14 protein-coding genes and 1 rRNA gene are annotated in these 15102 nt (G+C 74.2%); 3 read left to right on the top strand and 12 right to left on the bottom strand.

The window, feature by feature from the left end; genetic code table 11:
* Positions 1-14 precede the first annotated feature (14 nt).
* A complete protein-coding gene (locus ACZ7D7_RS31750) occupies positions 15-1682 on the top strand; it encodes a PucR family transcriptional regulator (protein ID WP_470828827.1) in 1668 nt (555 codons plus the stop codon).
* A gap of 30 nt (positions 1683-1712) precedes the next feature.
* Here ACZ7D7_RS31750 and ACZ7D7_RS31745 read toward each other — a convergent pair whose 3' ends face one another.
* From ACZ7D7_RS31745 to ACZ7D7_RS31725, 5 genes are all read right to left on the bottom strand, one after another.
* On the bottom strand, positions 1713-2849 hold the full coding sequence (locus tag ACZ7D7_RS31745; RefSeq protein WP_470828825.1) for a glycosyltransferase family 4 protein: 1137 nt from the start codon (positions 2847-2849) through the stop codon (positions 1713-1715).
* Positions 2850-3137: 288 nt separating this feature from the next.
* Entirely contained in the window at positions 3138-4880 is a 1743-nt protein-coding gene (gene recN, locus ACZ7D7_RS31740) for a DNA repair protein RecN (RefSeq protein WP_470828824.1), read from the bottom strand.
* Positions 4881-5038: 158 nt separating this feature from the next.
* Complete coding sequence (locus ACZ7D7_RS31735; protein WP_470828822.1) at positions 5039-5944, bottom strand: NAD kinase; 906 nt, start codon at positions 5942-5944, stop codon at positions 5039-5041.
* Positions 5941-6756, bottom strand: a complete 816-nt coding sequence (locus ACZ7D7_RS31730) for a TlyA family RNA methyltransferase (protein WP_470828821.1) — start codon at positions 6754-6756, stop codon at positions 5941-5943. Before ACZ7D7_RS31730 ends, ACZ7D7_RS31735 begins: the two co-directional genes overlap by 4 nt.
* Before the next feature lie 7 nt (positions 6757-6763).
* Positions 6764-7105: a hypothetical protein gene (locus tag ACZ7D7_RS31725; RefSeq protein WP_470828820.1), complete on the bottom strand. Its 342-nt coding sequence runs from the start codon at positions 7103-7105 to the stop codon at positions 6764-6766.
* 42 nt (positions 7106-7147) lie between these two features.
* Here ACZ7D7_RS31725 and ACZ7D7_RS31720 point away from each other — a divergent pair, with 42 nt between their 5' ends.
* On the top strand, positions 7148-7495 hold the full coding sequence (locus tag ACZ7D7_RS31720) for an SCP2 sterol-binding domain-containing protein (RefSeq protein ID WP_470828819.1): 348 nt from the start codon (positions 7148-7150) through the stop codon (positions 7493-7495).
* Positions 7496-7526: 31 nt separating this feature from the next.
* Here the strand turns inward: ACZ7D7_RS31720 and ACZ7D7_RS31715 are convergent, their stop codons facing one another.
* The 4 genes from ACZ7D7_RS31715 to ACZ7D7_RS31700 form a co-directional block, all read right to left on the bottom strand.
* The gene (locus tag ACZ7D7_RS31715) at positions 7527-8387 is read right to left on the bottom strand and encodes an ABC transporter ATP-binding protein (protein ID WP_470828818.1); all 861 of its coding nucleotides are present in this window, start codon (positions 8385-8387) and stop codon (positions 7527-7529) included.
* Positions 8388-8400: 13 nt separating this feature from the next.
* On the bottom strand, positions 8401-9438 hold the full coding sequence (locus ACZ7D7_RS31710; RefSeq protein ID WP_470828817.1) for a FecCD family ABC transporter permease: 1038 nt from the start codon (positions 9436-9438) through the stop codon (positions 8401-8403).
* Positions 9435-10478, bottom strand: a complete 1044-nt coding sequence (locus ACZ7D7_RS31705; protein WP_470828815.1) for a FecCD family ABC transporter permease — start codon at positions 10476-10478, stop codon at positions 9435-9437. The genes ACZ7D7_RS31710 and ACZ7D7_RS31705 overlap by 4 nt, the downstream gene beginning before the upstream one ends.
* A gap of 148 nt (positions 10479-10626) precedes the next feature.
* Positions 10627-11655: an HAD-IIA family hydrolase gene (locus ACZ7D7_RS31700; RefSeq protein ID WP_470828814.1), complete on the bottom strand. Its 1029-nt coding sequence runs from the start codon at positions 11653-11655 to the stop codon at positions 10627-10629.
* Positions 11656-11728: 73 nt separating this feature from the next.
* Here ACZ7D7_RS31700 and ACZ7D7_RS31695 point away from each other — a divergent pair, with 73 nt between their 5' ends.
* Entirely contained in the window at positions 11729-13015 is a 1287-nt protein-coding gene (locus tag ACZ7D7_RS31695) for a DUF1015 domain-containing protein (protein WP_470828813.1), read from the top strand.
* Between the two features lie 83 nt (positions 13016-13098).
* Here the strand turns inward: ACZ7D7_RS31695 and ACZ7D7_RS31690 are convergent, their stop codons facing one another.
* The 3 genes from ACZ7D7_RS31690 to rrf form a co-directional block, all read right to left on the bottom strand.
* Positions 13099-13857 carry a tetratricopeptide repeat protein gene (locus ACZ7D7_RS31690; protein ID WP_470828980.1) on the bottom strand — a complete coding sequence of 253 codons (759 nt, stop codon included), beginning with the start codon at positions 13855-13857 and terminating at the stop codon, positions 13099-13101.
* Positions 13836-14720, bottom strand: a complete 885-nt coding sequence (locus tag ACZ7D7_RS31685) for a hypothetical protein (RefSeq protein WP_470828988.1) — start codon at positions 14718-14720, stop codon at positions 13836-13838. Before ACZ7D7_RS31685 ends, ACZ7D7_RS31690 begins: the two co-directional genes overlap by 22 nt.
* 291 nt (positions 14721-15011) lie before the next feature.
* Positions 15012-15102 (bottom strand): 5S ribosomal RNA (gene rrf / locus ACZ7D7_RS31680); the annotation flags it as partial.

Here is a 15102-nt window from a genome sequence, read left to right as displayed (position 1 = left end):
GTAGCGTCCGGCCCATGGACAGCGGCAGGGACAGCGGCAGGGACGGCGGATTCGACACCCACGGCGCCGGGATCACCGTGCGGCGGGCACTGGAGCTGCCCGGACTGCGCAGCGGGCTCCCCGAGGTCGTCGCGGGCGGCGACCGGCTGGGCAGGACGGTGCGCTGGGTGCACGCGGGCGAGGTGCCCAACATCGCCTCGCTGCTGAAGGGCGGCGAACTGCTGCTGACCACGGGCTACGGGCTCGGCACCCGCCCCGCCGACCAGCGGGCGTTCGTGCGCACGCTGGCCGAGCGGGGCATCGCCGCCCTCGTGGTGGAGCTGGGCCCCCGCTTCACGCGGCTGCCCGCCGCTCTCGTCGACACGGCGCGGGCGACGGGGCTGCCGCTGGTCCAACTGCACCGCGAGGTGCCGTTCGTGACGGTCACCGAGGAGATCCACACCGAGATCGTCAACGGGCACTACGCGCTGCTCCAGCGCGCCGAGGAGGTGCACCGGCGCTGCACCCGGGCCCTGCTGGACGGCGGCGGAGTGCCCCAAGTGCTCGGCATTCTGGCCGACTTCAGCGACAACCCGGTCTTCCTGGAGACGACGGACGGTCAACTCCTGTACGCCGCCGGGGCCGGGCCCGAGGGCGCGGAGCCCTTGCAGGTGTGGGAGGGGCTGCGCGGCCAGCACAAGGACGTGCCGCCGCCCGCGGGTTCGGTGCTGGTGGACGTGCCCGGCGGCGGGCCTGGCGCCGGTGCGGTGCGGGCGCGCCTGGTGCTGCTGCCGGTGCGGTCGCCGCTCGCGCCGGTGCACCGGATGGCGGCCGAGCGGGCGGCGGGCATCCTCGCCGTGGTGCTGATGCAGGCCCGCCAGGAGGAGGAGCTGGCGGCGCGGGGGCGCGGCGACTTCCTGACCGACCTCGCGGAGGGCCGTGTCCCGGCGGAGGAGGCGCCGGCGCAGGCGCGGGTGCTGGGGTTCAGGCCGGGTGACGGTCCGCTGCTGCCGGTGGTGATGCGGCTCGGCGACGCCCTGCATCCGGGCGGTGGCTGGGCGGTGCTGGCGCGGGCGGTGGCGGAGGAGCTGGCGTCGGTGGGTGTGCCGGTGCTGCTGGGTGTGCGGCCGGTGGAGGGCCGGGTGCCGCTGCTGCTGGGCCTGCGGTCGGAGTCGGACCGGCCGGCGCTCGCCGACCGGGTGGCCGCGGCGCTGCGGGCGGGGGTGGAGCGCGCCGGGATGCGGCGTCCGGGGGCGCAGCCGCCCGTCGTGGTCGTCGGGGTGGCCGGCGGCTGGGCCGCGGCGTCGGCGGGGCTGCGGCACGCGGCCGAGACGGCGACCGCGGCACAGGGACTGCCGGACCGGCCGTGGTACGACGCCCGGCGGCTGGACATCGACCTGCTGCTGTGGCGGCTGCGCGACCATCCGGACCTGGCGGCGTTCGTGGACCGGGCGATCGGCCCGCTCCGCGACCACGACCACCGCTCGAAGCCGCCGTTGCTGCCCACGCTGGAGACGTACCTCGCGCACGCGGGCCGCAAGGCGGAGACGGCGCGGGAGCTGCATCTGAACCGGCAGACGCTCTACAACCGGCTGGCCCGCATCGGCGAGTTGCTCGGCACCGACCTGGAGGACCCGCAGACGGTCCTGGCCCTGAGCCTGGCGCTGCGGGCCCGCCGGCACGTGGCGCAGCGGCGGGCGTGAACGGGTCCGGGGCGGGAGCGGGCGGGTTGCTCAGATCAGCGGCCGGGGCTGCGTCAACTCGTCGTACACGCTGAGCACTTGGGCGATCGTCTCGTCCTCGGTCGGCCAAGTCGCCGCCTGCCGGGCCCCTTTGTCGCCGAGCACTTCGCGGCGCGCGGGGTCGTCGAGGAGTCGGACGACGGCCTGGGCCAGCGCCTGCGGCTTGCCGTACGGGACGAGTTCGGCGGCGTCGCCGACGAGTTCGCGGATGCCGCCCGCGTCGGCGGCGACGAGCGGTACGCGCGCGTGGAGGGCTTCCTGCGCGAGCACGGACCGGGATTCCCGGCTGCCGGGCAGCAGCGCGAGGTCGGCGGCGGCGAGCAGGTCGGTGATGTCGTCGCGCCGCCCGAGGAGCCGGACGGGCAGCTGCTCGCGTGCGATGCGGCACTGGAACTCGCCGCGCAGCGGGCCCTCCCCCGCGATCGCGACGAGCGGCGGCGGGTCGAGCCGGCGCCAGGTGCGCGCGGCGTCGAGCAGGACGTCGTGGCCCCGGTGCCCGTCGAGGGCGCCGACGGCCATCAGCAACGGGCGGCCCATGGCGCCGACTTCGGCCCGGACCTTGGCGCGCCGCTCCTCCGGGTCGTCGCAGTCGTCGGTGTCGCGGGGGCGGGGCAGGCCGACGGCGGCCAGCCGGGCGTCACGGGCGCCGGTCCGGCGCGCCAGGTCGACGAGGTACGAGGTGGTGCCGAGGACGACGGTGGCGGTTTTGGCGACGCGCCGCTCCAGCAGGCGCAGCAGATGGGCGCGGGCGCCCTCGGCGTGGGCGCGGTTGTGCCAGGTGACGACGAAGGGGACGTGCCGTCCGCCGAGGGCGAGCGCGGTGCGGAAGGAGGCATGCAGCCCGTGCGCGTGCACCAGGTCGGCGTCGGCGCAGGCGGCCCGCAGCGCGGTCACGGACGCCGGGTCGCTGCTGCGGGGCACGTGGACGTGGTCGGCGCCGACGCCGGCGAAGTCGTAGGTGCGTTCGGCCTCGACGGGGGCGCACACCGTGACTTTCACGCCCCGTGCGACGAGCCCCGCGGCCAGGGAGCGCACGTGGGCGCTGCTGCCGGCGTTGCCTCCGCCCAGCACCTGCACGGTGCGCAGCGGCGACTGGCCGTGCGGCGAGGGGCTGCTCACGGGGGTCACGTGGCCGGGGCTCCTGGTTCGGGGTCGGGCGGTCACGAAGAAAGTACAGAAGGATCGGGCACGCGGGGTGCACGGCACGATGCGTCTGGTGACACCCCCAAGGATGCCAGCACGCACGCGTGTTCCGGGAACGCCGGGTGCGCGACGGCCGTCCGCCGCGCCACCCCGCCTCACTCGTACGAGTGACTCAACCGCACCTGTGCCCGAGCCGTCCGGCGCACACTCGTCCCACCGAAGGGCCGCCGCCACGAGCCTCGCCGCACACGCCGGCAGACCGCGCGCCGGCCGTCAGAGATCCGCGCGGGCCGTCTCCAGGAGTTCCTCCGCATGGGCTCGGGCCGTCTCCGAGTCCTCCTGGCCGGCCAGCATCCTGGACAGTTCCCGGATGCGTTCCTCGCCTTCGAGGACCTTCACGCCGGACCGGGTCACGGAGCCGTCGTTGGTCTTCTCCACCAGCAGCTGCCGGTCGGCGAACGCCGCCACCTGCGGCAGGTGGGTCACGACGACGACCTGGGCGGTCTTCGCCAGGCGCGCGAGCCGCCGGCCGATCTCGACGGCCGCCTTGCCGCCGACGCCCGCGTCGACCTCGTCGAAGAGGTACGTCGGTACGGGGTCGGTCCCCGCGAAGACCACCTCGACGGCGAGCATCACGCGGGACAGCTCACCGCCCGAGGCGCCCTTGGCGATGGGCCTGGGCGGCGCGCCCGGGTGCGGCGCGAGGAGCAGCTCGACCTCGTCGGCGCCCGTGGGCCCGTACGCCACCGGACGGCCGCCGACCTCGACGCCCTCCGGGTCCTCGGTCTGCCGGATGTCGAAGGACACGCGCGCGTGCGGCATCGCGAGCGACGCCAGCTCGGCGGTGACGGCGGCGGCGAACCGCTCGGCGGCGTCCGTCCGCGCGTCCGTCAGCGCCTGCGCGAGACCGCCCAGTTCGGCCCGGAGCGCGTCCCGTTCGGCGGTCAGCTCACCGATCCGCTCGTCGTCGCCGTCCAGTTCGGTGAGCCGCTGGGCGCTCCGCTCGGCCCAGGCCAGCACGGCGGCGACGTCCTCGCCGTACTTGCGCGTCAGAGCGGTGAGCGCGGCCCGCCGCTCCTCCACGGCCGCCAGCCGCAGCGGATCGGCGTCCAGGTCGTCGGAGTACCCGGCGAGTTCCCCGGCGACGTCCCGCAGCAGGATCCCGACCTCGCTGATCCGGTCGGCGAGCGCGGCCAGCGCCGGGTCGTGCGACCGCACGGCGTCCAGGGCCCGCTGGGCGCCCGCGACGAGCGTGCTCGCGTCGACGCCCTCGGGGTCCTCGGGGTTGCCCGCGAGCGCGGCGTGCGCGGCGGTCGCCGCCGACGCCAGCGCCTCGGCGTGCCCGAGCCGCTCGGCCTCCTCCGCGAGCTCCACGTCCTCACCGGCGCGCGGCTCGACGGCCGAGATCTCCTCCAGCCCGTAGCGGAGCATGTCGGCCTCCTGGGCCCGCTCACGCGCACGCGTGGTGATCTCGTCGAGCTCGGCGGAGACGGCCCTCAGCCGCTTGTACGCCTCGGTGTACTTGGCGAGCGGCACGGCGACGGCGTCCCCGGCGTACCGGTCGAGCGCCTGCCGCTGCCGGGACTGCTTCAGCAGCCCCTGCTGGTCGGTCTGCCCGTGCACCGCCACCAGTTCGTCGGCCAGCTCGGCCAGCACGCCCACGGGCACGCTGCGCCCGCCCAGGTGCGCCCGCGACCGCCCCTCGGCGGAAACAGTACGGCTGAGCAGCAGCGCCCCGTCGTCCAGCTCGGCCCCGGCCTCCTCGGCGCGTACGGCGACGGCGGCGTCCGCGGGAACGGTGATCCGCCCCTCCACGACCGCCTTCCCGGCGCCGATCCGCACGAGCGCCGGGTCCGCGCGCCCACCGAGCAGCAGTCCGAGGCTGGTGACCACCATGGTCTTGCCCGCACCCGTCTCGCCGGTGACGGCGGTGAAGCCGGGCGACAGCTCGACAACAGCGTCGTCGATGACTCCGAGCGACCGTATCCGCATCTCCTCCAACACGGACACGACCATACGAGGTCGCGGGCGACGATGGCGACGGCCCCCGGCCCTCGATGTCACCCGAGGGGGTGGCAACGCCCGAAAGGGGCCGCCGTACACAAGAACATCACGTCGCGGACACGAACCAACGCGGCGCCCCACGCCGGACCAGCGCGGCGCCCCACGCCGAACTAGTGCGGTGCCCCGCGCCACCCCGAGACCGGCAGCGCGAACTTCGCCACCAGGCGGTCCGTGAACGACGCGTGGTGCAGCCGGGCCAGCCGCACCGGCACGGCTCCCCGCCGCACCTCCACCCGCGCCCCCGGCGGCAGCTCCACGGTCCGCCGGCCGTCGCACCACAGCACGCCCGGCGGGACGTGCGGCAGGACCTCGACCGCCAGCACCGAGTCCGGGGACGTCACCAGCGGCTTCGCGAACAGCGCGTGCGCCGAGATCGGCACCATCAGCAGCGCCTCCACCTCCGGCCACACCACGGGCCCGCCCGCGGAGAACGCGTACGCCGTCGACCCGGTCGGCGTCGCGCACACGATGCCGTCGCAGCCGAACCCCGTCACCGGCCGCCCGTCGATCTCCAGCACCACTTCCAGCATCCGCTCGGCGGACACCTTCTGCACGGCCGCCTCGTTCAGCGCCCAGTCGGTGTGCACGATGTCGCCGTTGCGGTGCACGACGACGTCGACGGTCATCCGCTCCTCGACCTCGTACGCCCGGCTCACCACCCGGTCGACGACCTTGTCCAGGTCGTCCCGCTCGGCCTCGGCGAGGAACCCGACCCGGCCCAGGTTGACGCCGAGCATCGGCACTCCGGAGGCGCGGGCGAACTCGGCGCCGCGCAGCAGCGTGCCGTCACCGCCGAGCACGATCAGCAGCTCGCAGTCGTCCAGGCACTGCGGGGTGGCCTCCGTGACGGTCTCCACCTCGTCCGGCAGCGGCAGGTCGACCGCCTCGGCCTCCAGCACCCGCACGCCGAGCCCGGAGCGCAGCAGCCCCTTGACGACGAGTTCGGCGCTGCGGATCGCCGCGGGCCGGCCCGTGTGGGCGAGCAGGAAAACAGTACGTGCCCGGTTCTGTGTCAACGCGGCCCCTCCGCCACTGCACGGTCAACGTCGGCCGGGTCCAGATCCGGAGCCCCGGCCCGCAGCCACAGAAAGTATTCGACATTCCCCGACGGTCCGGGCAGTGGAGAGGCGGTGACCCCGCACACTCCGAGCCCCAGTTCGCGGGCGCGCGCGGCGACCCCCCGCACGGCCTCGGCGCGCAGTTCCGGGCTGCGCACGACGCCGCCGCTGCCGAGCCGCTCCTTGCCCACCTCGAACTGCGGCTTGACCATCATCACCAGGTCGGCGTCCGGCGTCACGCACCGCACGAGGGCGGGCAGCACCAGACCGAGCGGGATGAAGGACAGGTCCCCCACGACAAGATCCACCGGCTCCCCGTCGATCGCCTCGAGCGTCAATTCGCGTACGTTCGTACGGTCCTTGACGGTGACGCGTTCATCGCTCTGCAGGGACCAGGCGAGTTGTCCGTACCCCACGTCGACGGCGACGACGTGCCGGGCGCCCGCCCGCAGCAGCACGTCGGTGAAGCCGCCGGTGGAGGCTCCGGCGTCCAGCGCCCGGCGGCCCTCTACGACGAGGCCGCGCGGCACGAACGCGGCGAGCGCGCCGGCGAGCTTGTGGCCGCCGCGCGAGACGTAGTCGGGGTCGTTGTCGTCCTTGGCGACGACGATGGCGGCGGCGGTCTCGACCTGCGTGGCGGGCTTGGTCGCGACGGTCTTGCCGACGGTGACGCGCCCGGCCGCGATCAGCTGGCCGGCGTGCTCCCGCGAGCGCGCCAGCTTCCGGCGGACCAGCTCCGCGTCCAGACGGCGGCGTGCGACTCCTGCCACGTTCGGTTCAGCTCCCCTGTCGGTACGGCGATTCTCGGTACGGCGATGGGGGCTCCGGAGGTCCCGGGCGGGCGTCGAGCGCGGTGAGCGCGTCGCGCAGCCCCCGGTGTACATCCTCGTACACCTCCAGGTGGCCGTCGGTGGCGAGGTGGTCGGCGTCGGCCAGCCGCTCCAGCCGGGCGTCCACGTCGGCGTTGCCGGTGGGGGTGCGCGGGACGTTCAGCGGGGCGGGGGCGGCGGGGTCGTGGCCGCCCGCATCCGGTGCCGTCTCGTGCGCCGGGTCCCGGTGCGGTGGCGTCTCGTCCCCCGGCCGCTGTGGCGTCTGCTGCTCCGGGACTGCGTCGTTCATGCCCCGACGCTACCGCGAAGCGCTGCGGTACCGTCGGTCGCGATGGCGACGATCGAGGAGTGCCGCGCGGCACTGGAGAAGCTTTCGGACAGCATGGGCGGCGCCGAGGGCGACGTGCGCGAGGCCGCCGCCCTGGACCGCACCGTGAGCTGCCGGGTCACCGACCTGGACGTCACCTTCGTCGGCCGTCTCGAGGACGGCCGGATCGTGGTGGACGACACGGTCCAGGGCTCGCCCGCGAGCAGGGCGCAGATCCGCCTCACCATGACCGGCGACGACCTCGTGGCACTGGTCGACGGCGAGCTGCACTTCGCCAAGGCGTGGGGCTCGGGGCGGGTGAGGCTGGAGGCGGGCCTGTTCGACCTGTTCCGGCTCAGGAAGCTCCTGTAGCGGCGACTTTCCGGCTCAGGCGGCTCCCGGCTCAGGCGGCTCCCGCGGCGGCGGCGCGGGCCTTGCGCGCCGCGGGCACCACCAGCGGCGTGCCCGTCTCCGGGTCGTCGATGACCTGGCAGCGCAGCCCGAACACCTCCTCGACCAGCTCGGCCGTGACGATGTCGTTCGGCGGGCCCTGGGCGACGACCTGACCGCCGCGCAGCGCGACGAGGTGGGTGGCGTACCGGGCGGCGTGGTTGAGGTCGTGCAGCACGGCGACCAGGGTGCGGCCCTGCTCCTCGTGGAGCGTGGCGCACAGGTCGAGGACGTCGATCTGGTGCTGGATGTCCAGGTAGGTCGTCGGCTCGTCGAGCAGCAGCAGCGGCGTCTGCTGCGCGAGCGCCATGGCGATCCACACGCGCTGGCGCTGACCGCCGGACAGCTCGTCGACGTAGCGGTCGGCGAGTTCGGCGACGCCGGTCTGCGCCATCGACTCCTGGACGACGCGCTCGTCCTCGGTGGACCACTGGCGCAGGATGCCCTGGTGCGGGTAGCGGCCCCGGCCGACGAGGTCGGCGACGGTGATGCCGTCGGGCGCGATGGAGGACTGCGGCAGCAGGCCGAGGGTGCGGGCCACCTTCTTCGCCGGCATCGACTGGATGACCTGCCCGTCGAGCAGCACCCGGCCCTCGCTGGGCCGCAGCATCCGCGACAGCGCGCGCAGCAGGGTGGACTTGCCGCAGGCGTTGGGGCCGACGATCACCGTGAAGGAGTTGTCGGGTATCTCCACCGACAGCCGCTCGGCGATGACGCGCTGGTCGTAGGCGAGGGTGACGTTCTCGGCGGACAGGCGGTTCACGGTGCTCCTTCGGTTGTTCGGCCCGGTGCCGGCGATGCTGTCGACGCTCATGTCCGGCCCGCCTTCATATCCGGCCCGCCTTGCGCTCGGTGACCAGCAGCCACAGCAGGTAGACGCCGCCGACGACGCCGGTGACCACGCCCACGGGCAGCTGGTCGGCGCCGAAGGCCCGCTGGGAGGCCCAGTCGGCGGTGACGAGGAGGGCGGCGCCCATGCACATGGCCGGCAGCAGGTTCGGTCCGGGCGAGCGGGTCAGGCGCCGGGCCAGCTGGGGCGCGGTGAGCGCGACGAAGCTGACGGGGCCCGCGGCGGCCGTGGCGGCGGCGGTGAGCAGGACGGCGGCGACCATCAGCAGCGCCCGCACCCGCTCCACGCGCACCCCGAGGGCGTACGAGACGTCGTCGCCCATCTCCATCATGCGCAGGCCGCGCGCGTTGGCGAGGACCAACGGCACGAGCACCGCGCACAGCGCGAGCAGCGGCCAGACCTGTTCCCAGCCGCGGCCGTTGAGGGACCCGGTCATCCAGACGACGGCGCGGGCCGCGTCGACCAGGTCGGCCTTGGTGAGCAGATACCCGTTGATCGCGGTGACGATCGCGGACACGCCGATGCCGACGAGGACCAGCCGGTAGCCGTGCACGCCCTGCTTCCAGGCGAGCACGTAGATGGCGAAGCCGGTCGCCAGGCCGCCCAGGAGCGCGCCGAGGGTGACCTGGGCGGCGCTGCCGGAGAACACCACGATCGTCGTGAGCGCGCCGGCCGTCGCGCCCTGGCCGAGGCCGAGGATGTCCGGGCTGCCCAGCGGGTTGCGGGACACGGACTGGAACAGCGCGCCGCCCAGCCCGAGCGAGGCGCCGACCAGCAGCCCCACCAGGACGCGCGGCAGCCGCAGTTCGTTGACGATGAACTCCTGGCCCGCGTTGCCCTGCCCGGCGAGCGTCCGCAGCACGTCGGCGGCACCGATGGGGAAGTCGCCGGTGCCGATCAGCACGACGCTCGCGGCGAGCGCGGCCACCAGCAGCAGGACGACGACGGTCAGGGCGCGCACGTCGAGCCGGACCGACAGGCCGCCCGGGGTGCGCACCGCACGGTTGGTCTTCACAGCTGCGCCGTCCTGCGTCGTCGTACCAGAAGAATGAAGACCGGTCCGCCGAGGATCGCGGTCACGATGCCGACCTGGAGCTCCGAGGGCCGGGCCACGATCCGCCCGAGGACATCGGCGCCGAGCAGCAGCACGGGCGACAGGATCGTGGCGTACGGCAGGATCCAGCGCAGGTCGGGGCCGGTGAAGGAGCGCACGACGTGCGGCACCATCAGCCCGACGAACACGATGGGCCCGCACGCGGCGGTCGCGGCCCCGCACAGCACGGTCGCGGCCAGCATGGACAGCACGCGGGTGCGGTTCAGGCTCGCTCCGAGGGCCTTGGCGGTGTCGTCGCCCATGGCCATGGCGTTGAGCGGCCGGGCCAGCGAGAGGGCCAGGACCGTGCCGACCGCGAGGAAGGGCAGCACCTGGCCGATGGTCGCGTCGGTCGCCGAGGACAGGGAACCCACCGTCCAGAAGCGCATCTTCCCGAGCGCCGCGCTGTCCATGATCATCACGGCCTGGAGATAGCCGTACAGCGCGGCGCTGATGGCCGTGCCGGCGAGCGCGAGCCGCACCGGGGTGGCGCCGCGGCTGCCGCCCAGGAACCACACGAGCGCGCCCACGGCGGCGGCGCCGAGGAAAGCGAACCACACATAGCCGCTCAGGCTCGTGACGCCGAAGTACGTGATGGCGGTGACGACCGCGGCGGAGGCGCCGGCGTTGATGCCGAGCAGTCCGGGGTCGGCCAGCGGGTTCCGGGTGAGCGCCTGGAGCACGGCACCGGCCAGGCCGAGGGCGGCGCCGGCGAGCAGTCCGAGGAGGGTGCGCGCCAGCCGCTCGTCGACGACGACGTCGCCGTACGTGCCGGAGCTCTCGAACAAGCCGTGCCAGACCTGTTCCAGGGTCAGCTCCTTCGCGCCGACCGCGATGCTCGCCACCGCAACGAGCATCAGGATCAGGACGGAGAGGAGCAACCCGAAGGAACGTATCGCCCGGCGGGTTGGGGGCGCGGGGGCGGTCTCCGCGCGCTGTTCGGGAGGACTGTCGACCAACACGCAGTTAGGTTAGCCTACCCTCGCAAGCGATCACGCTCCCGAGGTGTGCGCCGTACGGCCGACGGCGCCCCCAGGCCGGTCGACCGCACCGCCGCCCAGCTCAAGGCCGCCGTTGCCCCTGGGGGCAGGTCCGCCATCTGACGCCCGCTCACATCCCGAGCCGCGCCAGCGCCTTGCCCGCGTCGAGCCCGCACACACCGTCCCCGGCCGCCGTCCAGGCCGCCGCGCACAGGGCCCGCAGCCCGTCCTCCGCGGTGCCGTCACCATCCAGTTCCAGCCGCTCGGCGTCGACCCGCGCCGTCCAGCCACCGCACCGGAACCCGCCCTCCACGGCGGACACTTCCGGCTGCCCGGCGAGCAGACCGCGCAGATCGGTGTTGACGTACGTCGGCCGGTGCCGCGGCGGCGCGGCCAGCAGCTGCGCGCCGTCCGTCACTCCCGTCAGCACGAGCAGCGAGTCGACGCCGCCGTTGAACGCACCCTCGATGTCCGTGTCCAGCCGGTCCCCGACCACCAGCGGGCGCCGCGCCCCCGTGCGCAGGATGGTCTCCCGGTGCATCGGAGGCAGCGGCTTGCCCGCCACCTGCGGCTCGGCGCCGGTCGCGATCCGGACGACCTCCACCGCCGCGCCGTTGCCCGGCGCGATCCCCCGCGCGCCCGGAATCGTCAGGTCGGTGTTGGACGCGAACCACGGCACCCCGCGCGCGATGGCGTAACAGGCCTCCGCGAACCGCCCCCACGGCAGCTCGGGGCCGCCGAACCCCTGCACCACCGCCGCCGGATCGTCGTCCGCCGAATCCACGGGCACGAGGCCACGCTCCCGCAACGCCACCCGCAGCCCTTCACCGCCGATGACCAGCACGCGCGCCCCCGCGGGCACCTGCTCCGCGATCAGCCGGGCGACCGCCTGCGCCGACGTGATGACATCGTCGGCGCCCGTCGGTATGCCCAGCTCCGTGAGGTGCGCGGCGACCGCGTCCGGCGTCCGCAGCGCGTTGTTCGTGACGTACGCCAGATGCATGCCGCCGGCGCGCGCCGCCGCGAGCGACTCGACGGCGTGAGCGATCGCGCTGCCCCCCGCGTACACCACGCCGTCCAGGTCGAGCAGCGCCGTGTCGTACGCCTCGCTCAGGGCCTGCCCACTGGCCTCGGGCCTCGTCCTGACGCTCTGGCTCATCACGCATCGCTCCTCGTTCGCTCGCCTTTCCCCCGATCATCCCGCATGCCACTGACACACGTACGATGCCGGGATGGACACAGCAGGTCACTCGGAAGCAACGACGCGCCGAGGCCTGGAACTCACCCCGTTCCGAGGCCTGCGCTACGACCCCGACCGGGTCGGCAGTCTCGCCGCCGTGACATCCCCGCCCTACGACGTCGTCGTCCGCCCGGACGGCCTGCACCACCTTCAGAGCGCCGACCCGCACAACATCGTCCGGCTGATCCTCCCCCAGGCCGACACGGCCACGGCCCGCAAGGAGCAGGCGGCGGACACCCTGCGCCGCTGGCGCTCCGAGGGCATCCTCACCACGGACCCCGAGCCCGGCCTGTACGTCTACGAACAGAGCGACGGCGACGGTCTGGTCCAGCGCGGCATCATCGGCACGCTGCGCGTCACCGACCCGGCCGACCTGGTGGTGCTGCCGCACGAGGACGTCATGCCGCACGTCGTCGCCGACCGCGCGGACCTGATGCGGGCCACCTTCGCGAACCTGGAGCCGCTGCTGCTGACGTACCGCGGCGACGGCGCCGCCACTGCCGGGCTGATCGAGCGGACCGCCGAGCGGCCTCCGCTGCTCGCCACGACCACCGAGGACGGATACCACCACCGCCTCTGGTCGGTCACCGACCCCGCCGAGGTGGCGACCGTCCAGGCCGACCTCGCCCGGCACCAGGCCCTGATCGCCGACGGCCACCACCGCTGGGCGACCTACCGCCGGCTGCGCGCCGAGCACGCCTCGCCCGGCCCCTGGGACCACGGCCTGGTCCTGCTGGTCGACACGTCCCGCTATCCGTTGCGGGTCCGCGCCATCCACCGCCTCCTGCACGGCCTGCCGGTCGCGGACGCGCTGGCCGCCCTCGACGGCCTGTTCCGGGTCCGCCGCCTGGACGCGCCGCTGCCCGACGCGATGGCGGTCCTGGCCGAGGCGGCCGGGAGCGGCAACGCGTTCCTGCTGGCGGGCGACGGCGCCTTCCACCTCGTGGACCGGCCGGACCCGGACCTGCTGGCCCGCACGGTCCCCGCCGATCGCCCGGAAGCCTGGCGCACCCTCGACGCGACCGTCCTGCACGCCGCGCTCCTCGACCATGTCTGGCACATCCCCGAGGACTCCCCGGCGCACATCGCCTACATCCACGACACGGCGGCCACGGTCCGCAAGGCGGAACGCGACGGCGGTACGGCCGTCCTGATGCACCCGGTCCGCGAGGACGTCGTCCGCGACCTGGCCCGCCAGGGCGTGACGATGCCCCGCAAGTCGACGTCGTTCGGCCCGAAGCCGGCCTCGGGCCTGGTACTGCGGGCCCTGGACGTCTGACGCCCGGCACATACACAAAAAAAAAGGGGGGCGGGACCTCTTGGGTCCCGCCCCTCCTCACGTCACCTCACGCACCGCGGAGGTCAGTCCTCAGTCGCGTCACGGCTCTCGCCGGAGGCATCCGCGTCCCCGGCCTCGGTCTCGTCGTCGGCGACGTCGTTCTCGTCGAGCGCGTCGACGAACTCCACGCCGTCCAGTTCGGCGAGCCGGTCCGAGGCGTCCGTGCTGCCGTCCCGGTCCGACTCGACGGCCTTCGCGAACCACTCCCGCGCCTCGTCGCTGCGACCGGCCGCGAGGAGCGCGTCGGCGTACGCGTACCGCAGCCGCGCGGTCCAGGGCTGGACCGAGTTGGACGCCAGCTCCGGGCTCTGCAGCGTCACGATCGCCGCGTCGAGCTGCCCCATGTCACGCCGGGCACCGGCCGCGACGAGCCGCATCTCGACCTGCCCGGCCTTGTCGAGCTTGTGCACGTCGGGGGCCCCGGCCATGTCCAGCGCCTTCTCGGGCCGGCCGAGCCCACGCTCGCAGTCGGCCATGACGGGCCACAGCTCCGCGCTGCCCGTCATCCGCCGCGCCGCCCGGAACTCGGCGAGCGCCTCGCCGTACTTCTGGGTGGCGTACGCCGCGAAACCGGCAGCCTCCCGTACGGCGGCGACCCGCGAGGCCAGGCGCAGGGCGACCCTGGAGTAGCCGTAGGCGCCCTCGGGGTCCTCGTCGATGAGCCGCGCGACCATCACCAGGTTCTTGGCGACGTCCTCGGCGAGCGTCTTCGGCAGGCTCTGCAGTTCCTGCCGCACGTCCTTGTCGATCTCGTCGCCGGTCACGTCCTCCGGGATGGGCAGCCGCTTGATCGGCTCGCGGTCGCGGTCCCGCTCGTCACGGAACCGGCCACCGCCGCCGCCACGCCGGTCGTCCCGACGGTCGTCGCGCCGGTCGTCCCGTCCACGGAACCCACCCGGGCGCCCACCGCGGTCGTCCCGGCCGCGGAACCCACCGCGGTCACCCTCGTCCCGACGGAACCCGCCCCGCTCACCGCGGTTGTCGTCCCGCCGGAAGCCACCGCGCTCGCCACGGTTGTCGTCACGCCGGAAACCGGGGCGAGGCCCCCGGTCGTCGGTGCGCCGGTCGTCACGGCGGTCATCCCGCCGGTCGTCGCGGCGTACGTCGCGCCGGTCATAACGGCGGTCGTCGCTGCGGCGGTCGTCACGACGATCGTCGCGCCGGTCATCCCGCCGGTCGTCACGCCGTTCGTCGCGGCGGAACCCACCACGGTCGTCACGGCGGAAGCCGCCGCGAGGGCCGCGATCGTCGCCGCGACGCTCGTCCACCCGGCGGTCGTCGCGGCGGCCGTAGCCCCCGCCGCCGCCCGCACCACGGTTGTCGTCACGCCGGAAGGTGGGACGGTCGCCCCGCGCGCCGCGGTCGTCCCGTCGGTCGTCACGGCGGTCGTCGCGCCTGTCATCGCGGCGGTCGTCCCGACGGAACCCACCGCGAGGCGCCCCGTCGTCACGGCGCGGACCACGGTCCCGGTCGTCACGCCGGCCGTAACCGCCGCCGCCCCCACCACGGTTGTCATCGCGACGGAAGGCCGGACGGTCACCGCGATCGTCGCTACGACGGTCATCGCCACGACGGTCGTCTCCGCGCCGGTCATCGCGCCTGTCGTCACGCCGGTCGTCGCGGCGGAACCCACCACGGTCGTCACGGCGGAATCCGCCACGGTCGCGGTCGTCGCGACGGAAGCCGCCACGGTCCCCGCGCTGACCGCCACGATCGCTGCGGTCGCCGCGGTCACCACTGTCCCGTCGCCGCTGATCGCGCTCCGGTCGGTCGTCGGGAGAGTTGGTGGACATGGTGGTGACTCCTGTCATCGGTACCGCAAGTCATTCTCGCGCAGCCGACTAAGCGGCGCGCTTCGGGCTGTATTTGTTTCAGAACGCAAAAAGGACCCCTGGTCCCAGCTGTACGCTGGTGACCAGGGGTCCTTCCAAAGATTGTTCGGCGGTGTCCTACTCTCCCACAGGGTCCCCCCTGCAGTACCATCGGCGCTGTAAGGCTTAGCTTCCGGGTTCGGAATGTAACCGGGC

Source organism: Streptomyces sp. NPDC037054 (genome assembly GCF_055606745.1).
The sequence above is the reverse complement of the archived record's forward strand: the minus strand, read 5'-3'. Positions and strand labels throughout refer to the sequence as shown.